The 19493-nt window shown below is 67.4% G+C and carries 21 protein-coding genes; 17 read left to right on the forward strand and 4 right to left on the reverse strand.

Going from position 1 to position 19493, the window contains the following annotated elements:
* Positions 1-161 precede the first annotated feature (161 nt).
* Both ACFVWG_RS26045 and ACFVWG_RS26050 read right to left on the reverse strand, forming a co-directional pair.
* On the reverse strand, positions 162-836 hold the full coding sequence (locus tag ACFVWG_RS26045) for a pentapeptide repeat-containing protein (protein ID WP_391546022.1): 675 nt from the start codon (positions 834-836) through the stop codon (positions 162-164).
* A gap of 185 nt (positions 837-1021) precedes the next feature.
* The gene (locus tag ACFVWG_RS26050) at positions 1022-1864 is read right to left on the reverse strand and encodes an ROK family protein (protein ID WP_391546023.1); all 843 of its coding nucleotides are present in this window, start codon (positions 1862-1864) and stop codon (positions 1022-1024) included.
* A gap of 70 nt (positions 1865-1934) precedes the next feature.
* Between ACFVWG_RS26050 and ACFVWG_RS26055 the strand changes: the two genes are divergently transcribed.
* Positions 1935-2756, forward strand: a complete 822-nt coding sequence (locus ACFVWG_RS26055) for a TrmH family RNA methyltransferase (RefSeq protein WP_391546024.1) — start codon at positions 1935-1937, stop codon at positions 2754-2756.
* Here the strand turns inward: ACFVWG_RS26055 and ACFVWG_RS26060 are convergent.
* Both ACFVWG_RS26060 and ACFVWG_RS26065 read right to left on the reverse strand, forming a co-directional pair.
* Positions 2737-3474 (reverse strand): hypothetical protein, encoded by a 738-nt coding sequence (locus ACFVWG_RS26060; protein WP_391546025.1) that lies wholly within the window; start codon positions 3472-3474, stop codon positions 2737-2739. The genes ACFVWG_RS26055 and ACFVWG_RS26060 overlap by 20 nt on opposite strands.
* Entirely contained in the window at positions 3471-4004 is a 534-nt protein-coding gene (locus ACFVWG_RS26065; protein WP_391546026.1) for a SigE family RNA polymerase sigma factor, read from the reverse strand. The genes ACFVWG_RS26060 and ACFVWG_RS26065 overlap by 4 nt, the downstream gene beginning before the upstream one ends.
* A 78-nt stretch (positions 4005-4082) precedes the next feature.
* Between ACFVWG_RS26065 and ACFVWG_RS26070 the strand changes: the two genes are divergently transcribed.
* The 16 genes from ACFVWG_RS26070 (at position 4083) to ACFVWG_RS26145 (ending at position 19490) form a co-directional block, all read left to right on the forward strand.
* Positions 4083-4916 (forward strand): alpha/beta fold hydrolase, encoded by an 834-nt coding sequence (locus ACFVWG_RS26070; RefSeq protein ID WP_391546027.1) that lies wholly within the window; start codon positions 4083-4085, stop codon positions 4914-4916.
* A gap of 61 nt (positions 4917-4977) precedes the next feature.
* Entirely contained in the window at positions 4978-5514 is a 537-nt protein-coding gene (locus tag ACFVWG_RS26075) for a hypothetical protein (RefSeq protein WP_391546028.1), read from the forward strand.
* Positions 5515-5575: 61 nt separating this feature from the next.
* Entirely contained in the window at positions 5576-6262 is a 687-nt protein-coding gene (locus ACFVWG_RS26080) for a YcnI family protein (RefSeq protein ID WP_391546029.1), read from the forward strand.
* 2 nt (positions 6263-6264) lie between these two features.
* Positions 6265-6780: a copper resistance protein CopC gene (locus ACFVWG_RS26085; RefSeq protein ID WP_391546030.1), complete on the forward strand. Its 516-nt coding sequence runs from the start codon at positions 6265-6267 to the stop codon at positions 6778-6780.
* A 146-nt stretch (positions 6781-6926) separates the two neighbouring features.
* Positions 6927-7739, forward strand: a complete 813-nt coding sequence (locus tag ACFVWG_RS26090) for a copper resistance D family protein (RefSeq protein WP_391546031.1) — start codon at positions 6927-6929, stop codon at positions 7737-7739.
* 54 nt (positions 7740-7793) lie between these two features.
* The gene (locus tag ACFVWG_RS26095; RefSeq protein ID WP_391546032.1) at positions 7794-8300 is read left to right on the forward strand and encodes a MarR family winged helix-turn-helix transcriptional regulator; all 507 of its coding nucleotides are present in this window, start codon (positions 7794-7796) and stop codon (positions 8298-8300) included.
* 118 nt (positions 8301-8418) lie between these two features.
* The gene (locus ACFVWG_RS26100) at positions 8419-8988 is read left to right on the forward strand and encodes an NADPH-dependent FMN reductase (protein WP_391546033.1); all 570 of its coding nucleotides are present in this window, start codon (positions 8419-8421) and stop codon (positions 8986-8988) included.
* Positions 8989-10099: 1111 nt separating this feature from the next.
* Positions 10100-11632: an ABC transporter substrate-binding protein gene (locus tag ACFVWG_RS26105; RefSeq protein ID WP_391546034.1), complete on the forward strand. Its 1533-nt coding sequence runs from the start codon at positions 10100-10102 to the stop codon at positions 11630-11632.
* Positions 11633-12571 (forward strand): ABC transporter permease, encoded by a 939-nt coding sequence (locus tag ACFVWG_RS26110; RefSeq protein ID WP_391546035.1) that lies wholly within the window; start codon positions 11633-11635, stop codon positions 12569-12571.
* Positions 12568-13392 carry an ABC transporter permease gene (locus ACFVWG_RS26115; protein ID WP_391546036.1) on the forward strand — a complete coding sequence of 275 codons (825 nt, stop codon included), beginning with the start codon at positions 12568-12570 and terminating at the stop codon, positions 13390-13392. Before ACFVWG_RS26110 ends, ACFVWG_RS26115 begins: the two co-directional genes overlap by 4 nt.
* Positions 13389-14942: an ABC transporter ATP-binding protein gene (locus ACFVWG_RS26120; RefSeq protein ID WP_391546037.1), complete on the forward strand. Its 1554-nt coding sequence runs from the start codon at positions 13389-13391 to the stop codon at positions 14940-14942. The genes ACFVWG_RS26115 and ACFVWG_RS26120 overlap by 4 nt, the downstream gene beginning before the upstream one ends.
* Positions 14939-15991 (forward strand): pyridoxal-phosphate dependent enzyme, encoded by a 1053-nt coding sequence (locus tag ACFVWG_RS26125; RefSeq protein ID WP_391546038.1) that lies wholly within the window; start codon positions 14939-14941, stop codon positions 15989-15991. Before ACFVWG_RS26120 ends, ACFVWG_RS26125 begins: the two co-directional genes overlap by 4 nt.
* Before the next feature lie 10 nt (positions 15992-16001).
* A complete protein-coding gene (locus ACFVWG_RS26130) occupies positions 16002-16757 on the forward strand; it encodes a phytanoyl-CoA dioxygenase family protein (protein ID WP_391546039.1) in 756 nt (251 codons plus the stop codon).
* On the forward strand, positions 16754-17554 hold the full coding sequence (locus ACFVWG_RS26135; RefSeq protein WP_391546040.1) for a Rossmann-like domain-containing protein: 801 nt from the start codon (positions 16754-16756) through the stop codon (positions 17552-17554). The genes ACFVWG_RS26130 and ACFVWG_RS26135 overlap by 4 nt, the downstream gene beginning before the upstream one ends.
* 92 nt (positions 17555-17646) lie before the next feature.
* Positions 17647-18798 (forward strand): MFS transporter, encoded by a 1152-nt coding sequence (locus tag ACFVWG_RS26140; protein WP_391546041.1) that lies wholly within the window; start codon positions 17647-17649, stop codon positions 18796-18798.
* A 20-nt stretch (positions 18799-18818) separates the two neighbouring features.
* Positions 18819-19490 (forward strand): DUF1707 domain-containing protein, encoded by a 672-nt coding sequence (locus ACFVWG_RS26145; protein WP_391546042.1) that lies wholly within the window; start codon positions 18819-18821, stop codon positions 19488-19490.
* Positions 19491-19493: the final 3 nt, after the last annotated feature.

Raw genomic sequence — 19493 nt, forward strand, 5'->3', positions numbered from 1 at the left:
CACAGCGCCGGCGACCCACCACGGCCCAACAACACCAACCACCCGCGACAACGCCGCACCACTCATCAACCGAACAGACGAAACATCGAGGCTAGGCCGGGCCCGGCGTCACGTGGGGAGGCTCACTCCGTGACCGAGGTGGTGGGGTGGGGGTCAGGAATTTACAGAGCCAGCTCATCGGGGTGGGTGAGCTTGATTCCGGCCGCTTGGGTGACCGCGGTGGCGAAAGTCAGGGTGTCGATGGGGGAGGAGGCGGCAACGGTGGCGCCGGTCAGGGCGGACAGGCCCTTCGTCCCGTCCCAGGTGCAGTCCACGAAGAGCGCGCCGGCGGCCTTGACCTGGGAGAACTCCGCCCCGCTTAGATCACACCGCTGGAAGACTGCCCCGGACAGATCCGCCGAGACGAAGTCCGCGTTCTGCAACCGGCAGTCGCTGAACTCGACCTTCTGGAACTTCGCGAACCGGAACGACGCGTAGTCGAGCAGGCTGTCCTGCACGGTCGTGTGCTGCAGGCTGATCCCCGGTCCCGCGAACCCGGTCATCCGCGACGAGACGATCGCCACCCGGGTCACCGCCGCGTCGGACCACCGGGCATTGGCCACATCGCAGTTCAGCAGCGCGGTGTCGACCAGGATCAGCTTCTCCAGGTCCGAACCGGCCAGCTTGCTCCGCGTCAGCCGGCACCCACTGATCTCCAGGTGCTCCGCCTCCAGATCGCTCAGATCCACCTCGTCGAGCGCCAGATCAAGCAGCCGCGTCTCGTCCTCAATCTCTTCAGGCAGAGCGGAGTCCAGCTGAGCACGCAACCGAGGAACGGCGATCTTCCGAGAAACCATGAAAGAAAGCTATCGGGCCCCACCGACAGCCGAACTCCATTTGATGGGTGGGCCCATCAGCTTGTGGGTGGGTCAACCGCATGCGGCTAGCCCTCCCACAGCGGGATGGGTCAGCCCATCAAATGGGGGCGGGCGAGTGGCGTCAGGGGCCGGCGGGTCGGGTCAGAGGGTGCGGGCGGGTGGGGTCAGGGGGTGCGGAGGGAGTGGGCGGCGGCGCCGATCAGGGCTGCGTGCTCGGTGTCGGCGGTGGCGGCTACTTCGAAGGGGAAGACGTCGTGGACGAGGTCGAAGGCGGCGGAGATGGAACCGCCGAGAACCGTGCGGGTGACTTGGAAGCGGTCGATCCAGGGAGTGAGAGCCTCAGCGAGTACGGCGAAGCCGGCGCGGAGGGACTCGGATGCAGCCCGCTCACCGCTGCGGGCGCGGTCGGCGATCTCCTTCACGCCGATGCCGGGCTCGTCCGAGCCGGTCCGGGCGAGGTAGCGCTGCAGCAAGGCCCTGCCGGAGATCGAGTCCTCCAGCGGGCGACCGTCGTACTCGGTCAGGTAGAGCTCACCACCCGGCGGCACGGTCCCGCCCTCGCGCACCACATGGCCGTCGGCGAGGAACGCCGTACCGATGCCGGTTCCGACGGTCACCCCGACGGAGCGTTCGACGTCGCGCGTCAGCCCAGCGGTCCACTCACCGACGGCGAAGGCCTCGGCGTCGTTCACGAACACGAGCCGGGTGAGGCCGAGTTCGGTGCGCAATGCCTCGCCGAGCGGGTAGCCGTAGAGCGCATCGAACTTGGTCTGGCCCTGGTACCAGCCGACGCCGGTGGCGTAGTCGAACGGCCCGGGGATCGCGATCGCCAGCCCCTCGACAGTCGGCAGCTTCCGGGCGGCGTCGGCGAGCTGCCTGACCACCGCTTCGGCGGCCTGCTGCGACGCCAGATCGATCCGCTCCACCACCTCGACCTGCCACCCGTCCGGCGCGACCACCGCCGCGGTGACGTGACTTCCCCCGACCTCCAGAACCGGCACATGCATGCCGACATCATCCATGACATCGGATGTCTGACGCGATCAGCACCACGGCGCGGAGCGTAGAATGCGCGCCGTGAGTACAGCTGCCCCGGACGTCATCACGAGCGTGACGAACGCGCGGGTCAAGCATCTCGTCGCGCTGCGGCGCCGTCGGACCAGGGATGCCGAAGATGTCTGCCTGATCGAGGGGTACGACGAACTCAGCCACGCGGTCGCCGCCGGCGTCGTACCGCAGGAGGTCTACCTCTGCCCGGCCCTGATCGAGGACGACCCGCTCGACCTCGCGGCCCGGCTGGCTGCGATCGCGCCCGTCTTCCACCTCAGCCAGCCCGCCTTCGAGAAGGCTGCCTACCGCACTGGGCCTGATGGTTGGTTAGCGCTGGCACCGGGCGTCGAGTCCGCCCTCGAGGACCTCGAGTTGGGGCCGAACCCGCTCGTCATCGTCTGCGGAAGTGTGGAGAAGCCCGGCAATCTCGGTTCGATCCTGCGCACCGCGGACGCCGCCGGAGCGACGGCCGTCGTCTCGGTCGACCCCGTCACCGACTGGGGCAATCCCAACATCATCCGGGCGAGCAAAGGGGCCTTGTTCTCGGTCCCCGTCGCCTCAGCCAGTACGGCGGAATTCCTCGCCTGGGCGCGGTCCAACGAACTGTCGGTGGTGGCGACCACACCCGCCGCCACCGACTACGTCACCGACCTGGACCTGTCCGGACCGACCGCGATCCTGGTCGGGGCCGAGCACGAGGGACTCTCGGCCGAGCTTCTGGACGGGGCGGACCGGACCGCCAAGCTCCCGATGTACGGCCGCGTCGACTCACTCAACGTCGGAGTCAGCGCAGCCATCACCGTCTACGAAGCAGTCCGCCAACGGCGCATCACCACTGAGCGAAGTTGATCCGATAGCCGTTCGGGTCGAACCCGGCGGTGGAGACCTGGGGCCGGTCGCCGGGCCACGGTGACGGTTGGATCACCCGGACGGCGTAGTACGTCCCGACGATCTTGGCTTCGCTCGCGGGGCTCACCGCTGCGAGGTTGTCGAGGGCGTGGATGTTCTGCGGGAGCGCGCTGCCGCTGTCGTTGCCGACGGCAACCAGGACGGTCCGGCCGTCGTCACCATAGGTCCGGCCGAACACCGTGACCACGCTGCTCTGCTGGTTGACCGGGGTCACCCGGACGACCATCCCGTTGTTCTGGCCGAGCGCGAGATCGCCGGTGGGCTTCTCCCGCTGCGTCACGCAGAAGGCGACCTGGCCCGGGTCGGCCGGGTCGCGGCGCAACGAGGCAGAGCCGTTGGCGTCCATCAGCGTGACGATCTCGGGCCAGGTCCACGAGTTCTTGCCGAGCCGCCGGCCCTGTGACGTGTCGCACTGCTTGTAGGAGTCCTGTGATCGCGTCGGCAGGCCGGCGACCGGAGCGTCCTGGTGCTTCGGCAGGACGACGATCGCGCCGGCCACCAGTACGACGAGCGCGGTCAGCACCGTCGTACCGGCGGTGAGGTTGCGGACGCGGCTGCGGCGGCGGCCGGCGGTCAGGATCGCGGCCGGGTCGGGGGCGAAGTAGTGGTCGGGGCGATCGCTCTCCCGCTCCATCAGGGCCTTGAGTTCATTGGTCATGTCAGCCTCCCAACCCCGGCGAGTTCGGAGAAATGGGCCAGAGCGGGATTGGCGCGCAGCTTTTCCAGTGCACGCATGGTCTGGCTCTTGACTGTTCCGGGACGACAGTCGAGGGCCAGGGCGGTCTCTTCGACGGACAGTTCGTCGAAGTACCGCAGGACGACGCACGCTCGCTGGCGTGCCGGGAGGGTGGCGAGGGCCTGGGTGATCACGAGCCGGTCCTCCAGAACGGCGAGTGGGTCGGAGCTGTCCTGTTCACCTGCGAAGTAGGTTTCACCACCGACCACCTCCTGACTGGATTTGCGCCGCAGACCGTCCATGGTGGTCGAGACGACCACCTTGCGGGCGTAGGCGCCGACGCTGCCCTTGCGCTGGATCCGGCTCCAGATCCGGTACAACCGGATCAGTGCCTCCTGGGTCGCGTCCTCGGCCCGCCGCCAATCTCCACACAGTAGGTACGCGGTTCGGCACAGAGCGTTAGCTTGGTGAGTCACGAAATCGACGTAATCCTGTTCGTCGGCCTGTTTCATCCCCAGGTCTCCCCACCCATACAGCACTGAACGTGGTGGCCGCGGTCCCCGGTTGCACGATGCGGCACACTTTCTTTCGTGGCTCTTTTCATGGTCGACGGCGTCCGGGTCAACTACCACGTTTTCGGGTCTGGACCAGTCTGTATTGCCCATTCGGGCGGACCTGGGATCCACTGGCCGTACCTGCGGATGCCGTGGCTCGAGGACCGGCTGACGATGGTGTACATCGAGCCGGTCGGGACCGGGAGCTCCGATCTCCTGCCGGGTGGCGACTACTCGATGGAGGTCTACGCGTCCTTCGTCGACAAGCTGGCCGAGCACCTCGGGGAGCCGAAGGTGTTCGTGCTCGGGCATTCGCACGGCGGGTTCGTCGCGCTGCAGACCGCGCTGGACTTCCCCGACCGGCTGCGCGGGGTGATCGTCTACGACTCGATGGCCTACAACGGGCCGGAGCTCGGCGCGCAGGCGTTCGCCAACATCGAGAAGTACGTCGCCTCCCGGCCGGAAGGCGATCCGCTGGCCGCCCAGGTGCTGGCCGCCTGGAGCTCGTCGCCGGAAGGGCATGACGAGGAGCTCGACATGCTCGGGCGGCTGCTTCCGGTCTACTTCAAGGACTTCGAGGCGATCGATCCGTCGATCACCGAGTGGAAGAAGCTGGTCGACATCACGGTCGATCCGGAGCGCAAGGGCGACCTGTGGGACGTCCGCCCCCGGTTGGGCGAGATCGCCGTACCGACGCTGGTGATCGTCGGCGTCGCGGACTTCATCTGCCCGGAGAACTCGGCGCGTGAACTGGCCGCGGGGATCCCCGGCGCCGAGCTCGTCGTCCTCGAGCAGAGTGGGCACTTCGGTCACATCGAGGAGCCTGAGGTCTTCCGCGACGCGGTGCTCAAATTCGCCGCCACGCACTGAGGGGAACCGCATCACCTGGCTGAATCGTAGAGTTGTTGCGATAGTCCAGTGAGGAGGACACGTGCGCGCGGAAGCCGGTACGACGTCCGCGGTCGCGGCGCTGAGCGTCGTCGTCGCGGCAGTCGGGCATGTGCTTGCGGGTGGCGGTCCGGTTCCGCTGGTGCTGGTTGCGCCGCTGCTCGGGCTGATGGGCGTCTGCTGGTTGCTCGGTGAGTACCTGGCGGATGAGCCGGTGCTGGTCGTCTTGGTGCTGGCCGGTGTGCAGCTGTTCGTGCATGTGACGCTCGACGCGGCTCACGCTGATCACTCGATGGCGATGTCGTCCGGGGTCGGCGCCAGTGTGCTGATGACGTTCACACACTTGGCCGCACTGGGTCTTGGGGTGCTGGCGGTTGGGCGTGCGCACGAGTGGGGCCGGCGGGTCGCCGGGATCCTCGCGCGGCTGTGGCCGGTGGTTCCGTCGATCACGGTCGTTCGGCCGCTGAGCGCCGTACTGGTTGCTGTCGAGGCTGCGCCGCGGATCGTACGGCGGTGGGTCGGGTCGAACGTGTCCAGGCGGGGACCGCCGTTCGTGGGAGTGGACCCAGTGCTGCTCTGACCGGCCGCGTCGCATCGCGGTCGGGTTCCATCCCGTGTGACCGCGAAAGGTTCTCACTGTCATGTCCAAGAAGCTCTTCCTGCGAGCCGGCGCGATTGCCGCCGCGTCCACGCTCGTGCTGGCCGGTGCGGCCGGATCCGCCTCCGCCCATGTCACGGTGTCTTCGCCCGACGCCAAGCCCGGTGGGTACGCGAAGCTCATCTTCCGGGTGCCGACCGAGTCCGACGACACGTTGACCACCAAGCTCGTCGTCTCGCTGCCCAAGGACACTCCGTTCGCGCACGTCGGTGCGCAGGTCAAGGACGGCTGGAAGGTCGAGAAGACCACCGAGAAACTCGCCGCCCCGGTGAAGGTCGGCGATGTCACCCTGTCCGAGGCGATCACCTCGGTGACGTGGACCGCCTTGAAGGGCGGGATCCCGGCGAACGACTTCGACGAGTTCGCGCTGTCGGTCGGGCGGTTGCCGGACAAGGTGGATTCGCTCAGCTTCCCGGCCGTCCAGACCTACAGCGACGGCGAGGTCGTCAAGTGGGACGCGGCCCCGCCGGCCTCCGGCGGTGAGGAGCCGGAGCACCCTGCTCCTACTTTGAAGCTGGCCGCCGCAATCGTTCCGGTCGCTGCAACCACCAATGAGGACAAGGATTCGTCTGATTCGCTGGCCCGCATTCTCGGTGGTGCCGGTCTGCTGCTCGGTCTGATCGGGCTGGGCCTCGGCCTCCGCAAGCCGGCTGCGAAGGTGCAGTCGTAATCGTGCGTCGCCTTCTTGCTCTCGTCGTTGTGTCGCTGCTGGCCCTGGTGCTCACCACCGGGCCGGCGGCGGCACACGCCAAACTCGAGTCGATGACTCCCGCTGACGGTTCCACCATGCCCGCCCCACCCAGCAAGGTCGTCCTGACTTTCAACGAACCCGTGGGCAGCAACGGCACCCAGATCCAGGTGAAGTCCCCGGCCGGCGTCAACGTTGCCACCGGCAACCCTCAGGTCCTCGACAACACCGTCACCCAACCGGTCGGCGCCATGATCGAAACCGGCCGCTACCAAGTAGAAGCCCGCATAGTCTCCGCCGACGGCCACCCCATCACCGTCACCAGCGCCTTCACCATCACCCACGCCGGCCACGCCCCCGGCGCACCCCCGGTTGACCCCACCACTCCCCAACCAGCAGACAACTCCAACATCGTGACGATCGTCGCCATGTTCCTCATCATGCTGGTCGTAGTAGCCCTGGCCATCGTCATAGTGCGCCGTCGCCCCACCACCAGATGAACAAGCGGCTGGTTGTCGGGGGGATCGCGGCGGCGGTCGTCGTACTGGTGGTTGCTTTGGTACTTGGGGGAGGGGCGCCGCAGAAGCAGCCTGAGGGGTTGATTGGGGCTGGACTGCCTTTGTCTTGGGCGGTTCCGGTCCTCCGATTGATCGCTGATGGGGGTGCGATTGTTGTCGGCGGCGGGCTGCTCGTGGCGGGTTGGTTGCTTCCGGCAAGTGGTTTGCGAGCGGCTCAGGATGCTGCGATCGCGGCTGGAGTGTGGGCGCTGGCGAGTGTTGCCGGGCTGATCACCTCGGCGGCCGTCATCCTCGGGATCCCGTTGTCACACCTGGCCGAGCACGCATCGATAGCCGGTGACCTGACTCAGGTACGAGCGCTCGCGGTCACCGTCGTACTGACCGCCGTACTGGCCGTCGTGTTGAGCGGCGTCCGAACCACCCGCGGCGCACGGATCGCGACAGGATTGGCTGCGCTCGCGTTGATCCCTCCACTCCTCACCGGCCATCAAGCAATCGAGCGCCCGAACTTCTGGTCGATCACCGCGACCACCTCTCTAGTCATCCACGTCTTCGCCGCAACCGCGTGGATCGGCGGCCTCCTCGGCGTACTGCGTTACGCCCGCGACCGCATCGCCGTCGAACGCTTCAGCACCCTCGCCCTCGGCTGCGCGATCGCGATCGGCCTCACCGGCCTGATCACCGCCGAGATCCACCTCGACGGTCGCGACGGCGGCTGGGGCCTGATCACGCAGTGGGTGACCACCCCGTACGGCGCTCTCGTGTTCGCCAAGGCGGTCGCCTTCGCCGTACTGGTGTTCATCGGCTACCGGCATCGCCAAGCGACCCTTCCGAAGCTCGTCGCCGGCGACCCAGCGGCCTTCCGGCGTTTGGCGGCCGGAGAACTGGTGATCATGGCAGCCACGGTCGGTCTCGCGGTCGCCCTGTCGCGAACCCCATAGTGCCCTGACGCGCGGAGTCGGTGATATGTCAACAGATGTCCGTACACTGGCCTGATGACGGAACCACGCTGGCTGGACGCGCGCGAAGCGCATCTGTGGCAGGCGTACCGTGACACGCAGCGTGAGTTGACCCGGGTCCTCGAGGCTCGTCTGATCAGCAACTCCGGTCTGTCCGGAGCCGATTACGCACTGCTGCACCCGCTCTCCATCGCCGAGGACGGCGTCCTGCGGACCCGCGATCTCGGCCGTTCGGTCGGATGGGAGCGGAGCCGGCTGTCGCATCAGGTCAGCCGGATGGAGAAGCGTGGACTCGTTTCCCGCGAGGACTGCGCCGCCGACGCACGTGGCTCGATGGTCCGGCTGACCGACCTCGGCCGCAAGGCTGTCGAAGCGGCCGCCCCTGACCACGTCGACGCCGTCCGCACGTACTTCTTCGACCACCTCAGCGCGGCGGAGCAGCAGCAACTCACCGCCCTGTTCGAGCGCGTTCTCGGCGGAATCCCCTCCGCGGCCTGCCCGGCCGCCGAGTGTGACGACCCCGCCGTCGACTGCACCGAATAACCCACCTCGCCCCCGCCGAGGGGAGAGCTCCATCACATCTGAGTTGACATGTCATCTCGACCGAGTACTTTGGTGATGCGTCACCAAAACATGTCGATCCCCTGTGAAGGAACACCTCATGCCCAAGATCGCGATCATCCTCGGCAGCACCCGCCCGGGCCGGAACGGCGAAGCCGTCGCCCACTGGGTGCTGGACCGCGCCAAGCAGCGCAGCGACGCCGAGTTCGAGCTGGTCGACATCGCCGAGTACCAGCTGCCGCACCTCGACGAGGCCTTCCCGCCCGCGATGGGGCAGTACACCCAGCCGCACACCTTGGCCTGGGCCGAGAAGATCGCGTCGTTCGACGGCTTCGTCTTCGTCACCCCGGAGTACAACCACTCCACCTCGGGCGCGCTCAAGAACGCGATCGACTTCCTCTTCGCGGAGTGGAACGACAAGGCCGCCGGCTTCGTCAGCTACGGCTCCGTCGGCGGTGCCCGCGCGGTCGAACACCTGCGCCTGGTGATGGCCGAGCTCAAGGTCGCCACGGTCCGCGCCCAGGTCACCCTGCCGCTGGCCACCGACTTCGAGAACTACTCGAAGTTCACCCCGCTCCCGCACCAGGAACCGGCCCTCGACGCCACCCTCGACCAGGTCATCAGCTGGTCCAACGCCCTCGCCACGGTCCGCACCCCCGTCGCCGTTTGATCTGAACGCCCTCCCGCCCCGGCCACCAGTTGTGGCCGGGGCCGGTTGGGGCGAGCGCCCTCGCCGCAGTCCGCACCCCCTCGCCTGACCTGCTCCCCATCCCGCTCCGGCCGCTAGTTGTGGCCGGGGGCCGGGGGCCGGTGGGCGAGCTGGCTGGGGTTGGGAAGGCGGGTGCTTCGCCGCACCGGACCGGCCGGTTGCGAACGCGGTGGCTGATCGCCGCTGCGGCCGATTTACAGAGGTGGGTGGCGGAGGTGGGCGCGGGGCTGAGGGGGATGGTTCGGTTGGCGATCGGCTTCCCCGTTGTCTATGGCTGACGGGCCTCGGTTGCCGTCGACAAGGGCGGCGGCGACTTCTAACCCACTGTGCTTCCAGGCCCCGGTAACCACCCCGGTCGCCGGGCCTTTCCTTTCCCCGGTCGCCGGGGCCTTCTGTTTCCCCCGGTCGCCCTCCCCCTCCCCTCCGCTTCTCCCTCCCCCGCGAACATTTGAGGGGATCTCCCCTGAAGTTGTCCCTTCTCCCCTCGAATTTTCAGCAGAGAAGGGACAACCTCGAGGGGTATCCGTTCAAATTGCCGGTGGGGGAAGGTGGGCCCGGACGGCCGGGCGGGCCCCGTCGGGCGGTCGACCGCGGGGCTGGGGAGTTTTTCCTGCCGATTTGGGTTGGTTTTGCTCCCCAGTGCAGTCGGGAACACGCTCGGCACCTGATGCGGCAGTCGCCACAGGGGCGGGTCAGGTTGCATGCTTCAGTGCCAGGGACGGCAACCGAAGCCCGTCAGCCGTAGACAACGGGAAGCCGGTCGCGGAGCGCACCATCCCCCTCAGCCACACGCCTGGCTCAGCCCCCGTCTTTAATCGGCCGGTGCGGCGACCAGCCACCAACAAGCGTTGTCGGCCGAGTCGCTAATTGGTGATTTTTCGTCATATGGCGCCTAAAAATCACCAATTAGCGGTGGGGCGCGGGAGGGTGGTGACGGGGAGTGGTCGGTGGGGGTGGTCGCGGGACACGCCGTTACGGAGAGCAGTCGGGGGGTGGGGCGGAAAGAATGAGGGCGTCCCGTTCAGATGCGCGCTGAATTGACAATCGTTTTCACTAACGTGAGGATGGTCGCGTGTCCGATGCGCTGAATCGACGTGGATTTCTGGGGTTGGCCGGCGCGTTGGGGGTGGCGGCGCTCAGTGGGTGTGGGGGCGGCGGTTCCGCGTCTGCGGGGCCGACGGCGGGTGGTCGTTTGCGGGCCGTGTACGCCGGTGGTGGGGCGAAGGAGGTGCTGGATCCGCACGTCCAGAGCTTGTTCGTGGACATCGCGCGGCATAAGGCGATGTACGAGAAGCTGGTTGAGCTCGGGCCGGATCTGAAGCCGGTGCCGCGGCTCGCGGAGAAGTGGGAGCACGACGGCAAGGCGCTCACCTGGCGGTTCTCGCTGCGGGACGCGACCTTCCATGACGGGGCGAAGCTGACGGCCGATGATGTGCTGTTCAGTCTGGCCCGGATCGCGGATCCCGCCGTACCGGAGCGGGTGGCGCAGTCGTCGCTCGCGTCGCTCGATCTGCGGCGGTGCAAGGCGGTTGATCCGCGGACGGTCGAGCTAACCCTGGCTGCGCCGAATGCGGAGTTCCCGACGCTGTTGGCCGGGATCGGGACGCAGATCGTGCGGGACGGGTTCAAGGATCCGGCCAAGCCGGTCGGGACCGGGGCGTTCAAGTTCGTCTCGTTCGAGGCTGGGCGGTCGATGGTCGCCAGTCGGTACGACGGGTACTGGGACGGCGCGGCGCGGATCGAGGAACTGCAGGTGTTGTCGGCCGATGCGGAGGCGCGGGCGAACGCCGTACAGGGTGGTCAGGCGGAGTATGCGAACGACATGACCGCGACGTTCGCGCGGACTGCCGAGGCGGGGAAGTCGGTGCGGATCGTGGCCGCGAAGGCGAGCACGATGCAGGCGTTCGTGATGAAGGTGGATCAGGCGCCGTTCGACAATCCGGAGGTGCGGCTGGCGTTCAAGTTGCTGGCGGATCGGCAGCGGCTGGTCGACGTCGTACTGGCTGGGCGCGGGACGGTCGGGAATGACCTGTTCGGTAAGGGATTCCAGTACTACCCAGAGGACTTGCCGCAGCGGGAGCGGGATGTCGACCAGGCCAAGTCTTTGCTGAAGAAGGCTGGATTGGTGGGCAAGGAGATCGAGATCTTCACGGCCGACGCGTCCGCCGGGTTTGTCGAGGCGGCGACGTTGTTTGCTGAGCAGGTCGCGGAGGCCGGCGTGAAGCTCAAGGTGACGACCGGGAGTCCGCAGACCTATGCGAAGGATCTGCTGACTAAGGGGGCTATTGGCAACCACCGGTCGGGCGCGATGCCGATTCCGCAGTACATGGTTGACCGCCTGCTCACGAAGTCGCCGTTCAACGTGACGCATTGGCGGAAGCCTGCCTTCGATGCGGCGTTCGCGGCGGCGCAGGTGCAGACCGACGAGGCCGCGAGGTCGGCCAAGTACGGCGCACTGCAGCGGACGCTGCGGGATGACGGCGGGATCTTGGCTTGGGGTCTGCCGGACTACCTGGTCGCGGTCGCGCCGAAGGTGCAGGGGGTGCAGGCGGTGCCGCCGAACACCGTGGACTTCGGCCGGTTCGACAAGGTGTGGCTGGCCTGAATGCGGTCGTACGCCGCTGGGCGGGCCGCACTCGCCGTCCTCCAGCTTGCGGTGCTGTCCGTGCTGGTCTTCGTGCTCACGTCGCTGCTGCCCGGGGATGCGGCTGACCTGCGCTTCACCGAGACGCTGACCCCTGATCAAGTCTCGCGGTTGCGCGAACAGCTTGGTCTAGATCAGCCGGCTGCGGAACGTTTCGTGCACTGGTTCGGTGGGGTGTTGTCGGGTGATCTCGGTACGTCGCTGATCAGTGGCGGGCCGGTGAGTTCGATCGTGCGGCATTCGGTGGGCGCGACGTTGGTGCTGACGTTGGCGACGCTCGCTGTCGTGGTGCCGTTGGCTGTTGCCCTGGGCATCTTGATGGGTACGCGAGAGAACGGCCGCCTCGATCGGGTGATCACCTCGGTGACGCTGGCGTTGAGCGCGATCCCGGACTTCGTGATCGCGGTCGTGCTGGTGGCGGTGTTCTCACTGAAACTCGGTTGGCTACCGGCCACGTGGATCGGGAGCTCGCTGCTCACCTCACCTGTGCTGCTGGTGCTCCCGGTGACCGTGCTGCTCGGTCGCACGGTCTGCCTGCTCTCCCGCCAGGTTCGCGCTGGCACCATCACTGCCTTGAATGCCGAGTACGTCGTCCAGGCGCGCCGACTCGGTATCCCGCGCCGGCGGTTGTTGCTGCGCCACGTGTTGCCGAATGCCGCCGTACCGGGTGTGCAGGAGTTGGCGCGGACCGGCGACACCCTCCTCGGTGGAGTCCTCGTGGTGGAGGCGATCTTCGCCATCCCCGGGTTCGCGACGGCGTTGGTGGATGGAGTCGAGACCCGTGACATCCCAACGGTCCAAGGTCTCACACTGGTCCTCGCGGTCGCGGCGCTGTTGATCAACCTGGGTGCTGACCTGGTCTGCAACCGCCTGGTCCCGAGAACGGAGCTCCTCCGATGAGGGCGCGCTCCCGGCTCACCGCAGTTGCGGCGCGGATCCCCGTCGGGGTCTCGGTGCTGCTCGTGGCGCTTCCACTGCTGGTCGCTGTGTTCGGGCCGCTCATCCGATATCGGGCACAACCGGGTCTGCCCTACGCGCCTGACGGGGTGTTGGGGACTGACGGATTGGGGCGGGATGTCCTTGGCCTGTTGCTGGTCGGCGGGCGGACCGCTCTTGGGATGGCGTTCGGCGCAGTCGTGATCGCATACCTGCTGGGTGGGCTGATCGGGTTGGTGGCGGCGTCCACCCGGCACCGGTGGTTGGACGAGCTGCTGATCCGGCCGCTCGACGTCCTGCTGCCATTGCCGTCCTTGCTCGTGATCAGCGTGGTCGCGGTCGGCTGGCGCGCGTCGGCGCTCGCGATCACGCTGGCTGTTGCCATGGTCAACGTTCCGACCGTCGCGCGCCTGGTCCGGGCAGCGGCGCTGGATGCGGCAAGCTCGCCGGTGGTCGAGGCGCTCCGCATGCAGCGCGAGTCCTGGGCGACCATCCAGCTCGGGTACGTCGGTCGCGCGGTCATCGGCCCGGTCGCCGCTGACCTCGGTACCCGCATCACCCTGGCCGTCTTCCTGGTCGCCTCAGTCAACTTTCTCGGCCTCGGCCTAAGCCCAACCGCCGCGGACTGGGCCGTCAGCGTCTCCCGCAACCGCGAGGGTCTACTCCTCCAACCGTGGTCGGTTCTCGCCCCCGCCCTCCTCCTCGTCTCCTTCACTCTTGGCTTCAACCTCCTCGCCGACCGCCTGGTCCACCGCACCCGCCGCCTAGTAACGAGCGCCGCATGACCGCGCTCGCGAAGGTCACTCGGTTGAGTGCGACAGCCGGCCCCGCCGTACTGGTGGATGGGGTGTCGTTTGAGGTGTTTGCCGGTCAGGTGACCGCATTGGTTGGTGCTTCGGGGTCGGGCAAGACGACTTCTGCTCTTGCGTTGTTGGGAGAAAGCGGGAGTGGGGTGCGGCTTGAGGGAGAGGTGGTTGTCGAGGGCGTGACCGTTGTGGATGGCAACGGGGTGACTGCCGCCGCCACCGACCTGAGGGGGCGGGTGGTGGCTTACATGCCTCAGCATCCGGGGAGTGCGCTCAATCCGGCACGACGTATTGGGGTGACGCTGAAGGAACTCGAGCGGTTGCATCATCCCGGGCAGGCGGTGGTGCAGGAGGCTCTGCGCGGCGCTCAGGTGCCGGGGGATCGGGCGACGCTCAGACGGTTTCCGCATCAGTTCTCGGGTGGGCAGCGGCAGCGGGTTGCGTTGGCGCAGGCGTTGACGTGCCGGCCGAAGGTGTTGGTACTGGACGAACCGAGCACCGGCCTGGACTCGATCACGCGGCTTCAGCTTGCTGGGGAGTTGAAAGAACTGGCAGCCGCCGGGCTTGGGATCTTGTTGCTGAGTCACGATCTCGGGCTGGTCCGCGAGCTCGCCACACACGTCGTCGTACTGAATGCCGGCCAGGTGATCGCCGCCGGCGACACCGAGGTCCTCCCACCCAGCTGGGAACCACAGGAGACGGGAACCACCTACTCCGGTCAACCGTTGCTCCAGGCAATGAACCTGTCCGCGTCGATCCGTCCCCGGGGCCGCATCCCGGTGCTGCACGATATCGATCTGACTGTCGAGTCAGGGAGAAGCATCGGCATCGTCGGCCGATCAGGCAGCGGCAAGACGACCCTCGCTCGCTGCCTGGCCGGCCTGCATGAGCGCAGCACAGGTCAGCTACGACTCGATGGCGAACCTCTCCCCGTACTGCGTAAGCGCACCCGCGAGCAGAACCGTCGCGTGCAATACGTCTGGCAGGAAGTCCGCGGCTCTTTCGATGAACGCCGCCCGGTCGACCAGCAAGTCGCCCGCACCGCGCAACGCCTCCGCGGCCTCGCCCCCGACCGTGCGCACGCTGAAGCCGTCGCGACGCTCGCGCGGCTCGGCGTCGCCGCGATCACCGCGGCCCGACCACCCAGCCGCCTCTCCGGTGGCGAACTCCAACGCGCTGCCCTGGCGAGAGCAGTCCTCGCCGAGCCCGACGTACTGATCTGCGACGAGATCACCACTGCCCTCGACGACGCCGGTACGGCGCTTGTCGTCGACCTGCTCGCGGAATTGAAGACCCGCGGTACGGCGCTGGTCTGGATCGGCCACGACCTCGGTCTGGTCGCGGCGGTCACCGATCACGTGCTGGTGATCGACGACGGCCGGATCGTCGAGCAGGGCCCACCCGCGACCGTGATGACCGAACCGCACCATGAACTGACCCGGCGGCTGGTGAGCGCAGCCCTGCTGGGTCGGCCCGAAGCTCCGCCCGAGTTGCCCACTGCTGACACGAGGAGCGAACCGCGGCGATGAAGTCTGCGCGACTGCACGACCATTTGGCGGAGGCGATCAAGGACCCGGACCCGATCAGAGTCGGCGACGACCTGATCTGCCTGCGGTTCGAGACGATGAAGGTGTACTCCGCGCTCGGCGCCGTCCGGCATCTGCTGGAGACCGGCGTGGTCCGGCCGGGGGACACGTTGATCGACAGTTCGAGCGGGATCTACGCGCATGCGCTCGCGCTGGCCTGTCACCGGTACGGGATGCGATGTCACATCGTCGGCTCGACCACGGTCGACCGGACGCTGAAGATCCAGTTGGAGATCCTCGGTGCGACCATCGAACAGGTCCCGTCGTCCAACAACCTGCACCTGGATCAGAACCTTCGAGTACGCCGGATCGCCGAGATCCTGCGCGACAATCCGTCGTACCACTGGATGCAGCAGTATCACGACGACATCCACTACCTCGGGTACGGCGCAGTCGCGGATCTCGTCGCTGAGCTCGTGCCGGAAGGACCGCTCTGCCTGGTCGGCGGGGTCGGGACCGGAGCGTCGACCGGAGCGATCGCCGAGTACCTGCGCAACCGCGGCCGGGACGTGAACCTGGTCGGCGTGCAGCCGTTCGGGAGCATCACGTTCGGGGCCGGTCACACCAAGGATCCGGAGATGATCATCGCCGGGATCGGCAGTTCGATCGAGTTCCGGAATGTGCGGCACGAGTTGTACGACCGCTTGCACTGGGTGTCGTTCGACTACGCGATGTCGGCGGCGGTGGACCTCCTGCGGACCTCCGGGGTGTTCGCCGGGCTGTCGGCGGGGGCGGCGTACCTGACCGCCTTGTGGGAACACACCTGTGACAGTTCGCGCACGCACGTCTTCCTGGCCGCCGACACCGGGACCCGGTACGTCGAGTCTGCTTTTTCCCGTCATGCCGAGGCGCTCCCGATGGCGGCGATGCGGCCGCGCGAGGTCGATTCACTGGACGAGCTCGCGGTGCCGTGGTCGGCGATGTCCTGGGATCGCCGCGAACCGGCCGCGTGTCGGCGCGAAGAGTTTCCATCCGCGACCCCGTCGCATTAACTTAGGTGGGGTGACGGGGTATGTACTGCTGGAATCGTTGTTCACGGCCACCGAAGTGGAGCGCCTGCGGGCGGTGGCCGAGCAGGTCCATGCCGAGGTCGTTGCCGCGGCCGAGGCTGGTGAAACCGACGTGACGGTGTGGCCGGACGGGCACCGACTGGAGGAGGTCCGCGGTACGACGATCCACTGGGAACCGGATGCGGTCGGCAAGGCGGTCCGCAGCCTGTCGCCGGTCTCGCAACTGCATCCGGCGCTGGACGCCCTGTGGGACGAGTCGCGCTTGGTCGATCCGATGAGCTCGCTGATCGTGGCGCCGGCCGGGCGGTTCGTGGCGAAGCTGAACTTCAAGCGGGCTGGTGTCGGGTCGGAGTTCGCCTGGCATCAGGATTTCCCGTACTGGTACTGCTGTGCCGGCGACGCGGCCTACGACATCGCCACCGCGATCGTCATGCTCGACGACAACACCGTCGGGAACGGCGCCATGACGCTCATCCCGGGCAGCCCGTCGGAGGGACCCGTACGACGGGATCCGCGCGAGCCGACGGGGTTGCTGGTCGACCCAACCGCCGTCGATGTCGGCCGAGCGGTCACGGTCGAGGCGCCGGCTGGTTCGGTGCTGATGTTCCCGGGGCTGATGGTCCATCGGTCGGCACCCAATCGCACCGCGTCCGACCGTCGTTCGTTGCTCTACTGCTTCCAGCCTGCTGGACGTCCCGAGTTGTCCGCCCTCACTTACGACCCCGAAAGGCTGGCCGCCCTGCCATGACCGTCGCCGACCTGACCCAAGCCGTCCTTGATGGCGCCCACGGCCCCGATCCGTCCGCTCTCTCTGTCACCAGCGCGTTCTGGTTGCACCACACCACGCGTCTTCCGGGTGCCGACGTCACCTATCGCAACTACTACGTGCTGCTCAGGGTCGGCGAGGTCTTCGGCGCGTGCTCATTCGAGTCCGGCGAGCTCGACCCGTCGTACTGCGCGGACACCTCCGGCCGCACGCTGTCCGACGTACTGCGGTCCGACGATCCCTTGCCGGTCCGCATCGCTGCCCTGGACGCCTACCTGGCCGCCGTCGAACCACATCACACCACCGGCGCGGAAGAGGTCATCCTTCCCGCCGGTACGCCGGACGCCCGCGCCCGCGCACGTGATGCCGCCGTCGCCGGACTGCTGGATGTTGCCGAGGGCACCAAGGTTGCGCTGATCGGTGTGGTCAACCCTCTCGTCGACGCGATCACCGAACGCGGCGGGATCTGCCTACCGTGCGATTTCAACCTCCGCGAAACCGCCTCCGGAATCGCCGTCTCCCAAGACATGCGCGAGGTAGTCGACGCAGCCGATGCGGTCGTTGCCACTGGCATGACCTTGTCGAACGGATCCTTCGACACCCTGCTAGCTCGTTGCCGTGAGCAAGCAAAGCCTCTCGCCATCTATGCTCAAACCGGAAGCGCCGTCGCCCGCGCCTTCCTCGGTTTCGGCGTCACCGCCCTCTCCGCCGAACCCTTCCCCTTCTCCCAGTTCTCCGCCCGTCCCACGTCCCTCTATCGCTACAGGACCACCGAATGACCACCTCAAATTCCTTGCCCGCAGCCCCCGTTTTGTCTCCAGGGGGCGGAGCGCTCCCCAAGCGAGTTGAAGAAGTGCCGAGTGACTGGCGGATGGCTCGGCGGCTTTGGCCGTTCCTCCTTGCATCCACCGTGAGTCTGATTCCGTTCACGGTGTTCGGGATGTACTTGGTGCCGATCGCTGCTGCGGCGAACGGGAAGGTGGCGGAGATTGGCGGGCTGCGGGGGCTCGGTGGTCTGGCTGCGTTGGTGGTGGGTTTCGCGCTCGCACCGTTGATCGATCGGTTGGCGCGTGAGCTGGTGGCCGCTGTTGGGTTGGCGTTGCTGGGGGTCTCCGCGCTATTAGGTGCCATTGGCAACGTTTGGGCCCTCGCCGTGTTCTGCCTGCTGATCGGTGCGTCCACGTCGATCCTTGGCCCGTCGATCGGTGCTGCCGCGGCCGACCGGTTCAACACGCCAGCCGCAGCCGGGCGGGCGGCGACGTTGGTGTCCGCGACCACGTCGGCGATGGCGATGCTGGCCGCGCCGGTGCTCGCCGTACCGGGAATGTTGTGGGGTTGGCGCGGCAACCTGATCGGTGCTGCTGCGATCTCGCTCGCGTTGTCGGCTGCGTTCTTTTGTCGCGGTCGTGGTCGGAAGGCTCCGTTGCGTGCTGAGCGGATGAGCTACCTCGCGACGTACCGCGCGCTCGGTCGGATCCCGGGCGCCGTACCGCTGCTGGTGGTTGCGATGCTGCGGACGGCTGCGTTCATGGGCTACCTCGCCTACCTGGCCGCGTTCTACGACGAGAAGTTCGACCTCGCGCCGGGCTGGTTCGCGCTGGTGTGGTCGCTGAGTGGGGCGTCATTCTTCCTCGGCAACCTGCTGTCCGGGCGCTACCTCGCGATGGACCGGCCGTGGATCGGGCCGGAGCGGATGCTGCTCCTCGGTCTCGGGATCGCGCTCGTCAGCATCTCGGCGTTTTACTTCTCACCGACCATCCCGCTGACGCTGCTGCTGACCGCGTTGATGGGCGCCAGCCACGCGACCGTCGCCGCGTGCGTCACGACCTTGCTGGTACGGCGAAGTGGCGACCTGCGCGGATCGGCGCTCAGCGTGAACGCGGCCGGGATGAGTCTGGGGACGTTCCTCGGGGCTGCCCTCGGCGGTCTGGGTCTCGGCCTCGGTGGTTACCCCGGCACGGCCCTGACTTTTGCCTCGATCACCCTGGTTGCGGTGCTTTGTGCACTGCGCGTGCGCCGATAGGCGATATATCGTTCCGTCTTATGGAGAATCTGCCCGACCGCCCGAACCCGCACGCGCATCTCCGCGCGTCCGACATCGACCGCGACCAGGTCGTCGACGTCCTGCGGGACGCGCTGATGACGGGCCGGTTGACCCAGGACGAGCATGCGGAGCGGCTCGAGCAGACCCTGCAGGCACGCACGCTGGGCGAGCTCGAGCCGATCACCAGCGACCTGCTTCAGCACCCGGTGGCACCGAGCGCACCGATGGTTCCGGCACAGGTCGCCTCGAACAGCCCGGTCCCGATCGAGTACCCGGCCAATCCCGACGACAGCTTCACCACGATGGTCGCGATCTTCGGTGGAGTGGAGCGCAAGGGCCGCTGGCGGGTGAAGCGCCGTACCAACGCCTTCGCGGTCTTCGGCGGCCAGGACCTCGACATGACCGACGCGGTCTTCGAGGGCAAGGAAGTCACGATCTGGACGTTCGCCGTCTTCGGCGGCGTGGACATCACGGTCCCCGAGGGCGTGACGGTTCGCAATGAAGGCGTCGGCATCTTCGGCGCCTTCGCCACCCAGGGCAGCGACACCGAACACCCCGACGCCCCGGTCGTCGTACTGAAGGGCCTCGCCCTCTTCGGCGGGGTCGGCGGCCAGTCGTCAGCCAAGCGCCACAAGAAGCGCTTCAAGGGACACGGCCAACTCGGCCACTAGGGC

Source organism: Kribbella sp. NPDC058245 (assembly GCF_042882005.1).
In the GTDB taxonomy this organism is placed as follows: domain Bacteria; phylum Actinomycetota; class Actinomycetes; order Propionibacteriales; family Kribbellaceae; genus Kribbella.